The sequence below is a fragment of the Mycobacterium sp. genome, from assembly GCF_049280035.1.
Lineage (GTDB): Bacteria > Actinomycetota > Actinomycetes > Mycobacteriales > Mycobacteriaceae > Mycobacterium.
Window position 1 is genome coordinate 1 of the sequence record NZ_JBAPPI010000358.1, and the last position, 1,739, is coordinate 1,739.

Consider the following 1,739-nt stretch of genomic DNA (forward strand, 5'->3'; position numbering starts at 1 on the left):
GGCACGTTCGGATCGGTGCGCACGGTGGCCAGCCCGCGCTGGCAGTTCACCGCGTCGCTGGTCCACACTTTCTGACCGTTGACCACCCAGCCGCCGTCGACCCGCCGGGCCTTGGTGGCCACCGCCGCCGCGTCCGATCCGGCGCCGGGCTCACTGAACAACTGGCACCACCGCAGCTCACCCTCGAGGCTCGGCCAGATCAATCGGTCTATCTGTTCGGCGCTTCCGTGCTGCAGCAGCGTCGGCACCACCCATTCGCCGAGTCCGAGGCTGGGTTTGTCCAAACCGTGCAGGGCGTTCTCGATGATCAACTGCTCGACGCTGTCCGCAGCCCGCCCGTACGGGGTCGGCCAGTGTGGTTGCAGATAGCCGCTGCGCGCCCAGAGCTTTTGGCGGTCATCGGCGTCAGCCGCCTCGAGTTCGGAGCGGAAGTCCAGTGCGGCCTGACGATATTGTTCCGCACTCTCGGGCAGGTCCACCGAGTTGCGTCGGCGCACGCCGTCGCCTTGCAGCGCGATCACCTTGTCCCGCAGTGCATCCTGATCACCGACGAAGGCCTGCAGGACGGTGGCCCGCCTGATGTAGAGGTGAGCGTCGTGCTCCCAGGTGTAGCCGATGCCGCCGTGCACCTGCACGTTCTGCAGCGCCACCCGCTGATAGGCGGTCAACGCGTGTCCGGCGGCCATCGTCGCGGCGAGCTCTGCCTCCGCGCCAACGGCGCGCGCAGCGTCCCAAGTCGCGGCGGTGGCGAGCTCGGTATCGACGAGCATGTTCGCGCAATGATGTTTGACTGCCTGAAACGAGCCGATGGGCCTGCCGAACTGCTCGCGGCTGGCGGCGTACGCCGTCGCCATCTCAGTGCAGGCGCCGAGCCCGCCAACCGCTTCGGCCGCGGCCAGCAGCCGAAGAATGCGCGTCGCTATCCCTGCGCCGTCGGGGAAGACCTCGGCGACCTGCACGGAGGCCACGCTGACCACGATCACCGGTGCAAGCAGCTGGTCCACCGAGTCGACGGTTCGGGTACTGACCCCGTCGCTGGCCTGCACCAGGACGAGGTCGTCGCCGACAGGAAGCAGGAACAGGTCGGCGGCCGCCTCGGCCAATGCCGGCACCGCGGCGGCCGAGACCATCGAATCACGAACGACAGCATCGCCGTTGGCGCCGATGCCCGCGACCACATCACCGGATACCAGCCGCGGCAACCACCACTGACGCTGCTCGTCGGTCCCCGCTTCGGCAATCACCGCGGACACCGCAACCGTCGGCAGAAACGGTCCACCCAGCGCGGCGCGGCCAAGCTGCTCCAACACGATCGTCAGTTCAGGCAGTCCGTAACCCTGTCCGTCGAGCCGTTCGTCGATGTGCAGGCCAAGCCACCCGGTGGAGACCATCTCTTTCCAGAGTCCGTCAGTCGACCACCACCGACCGCTCTTTTCGCGATCAAGCAGGACCCGCCTGGCACCCACGGTGCCCGCACGCCCGGCGACCATCGCGGCTGCCACTTCGGCGAGAGCGCGGTGATCTTCGGTTATCGCCAACGGCATTGGCAGCTCTCCGTTCTGTTCACCAGGAGGTGCCGAACCGCTCGCGGTAGGTCACCGACGTCGCCGGGCGGCGGCGCGGCGGCGAGAGCTTGCGTGCGGGCAGGCCCACGTAGACCGCGGCCATCGGGATCAGGTTCTGCGGCAGCTCCAGCAGTTCGCGCACGCGATCGACACCGAATGTGGTCAGACCGGTGG

Annotated in this window: 1 protein-coding gene; it reads right to left on the reverse strand. The window is 68.1% G+C overall.

The window, feature by feature from the left end:
- On the reverse strand, nucleotides 1-1,544 hold a 1,544-nt coding region (locus WAN71_RS12020; RefSeq protein WP_422225539.1), incomplete at its 3' end, for an acyl-CoA dehydrogenase.
- Nucleotides 1,545-1,739: the final 195 nt, after the last annotated feature.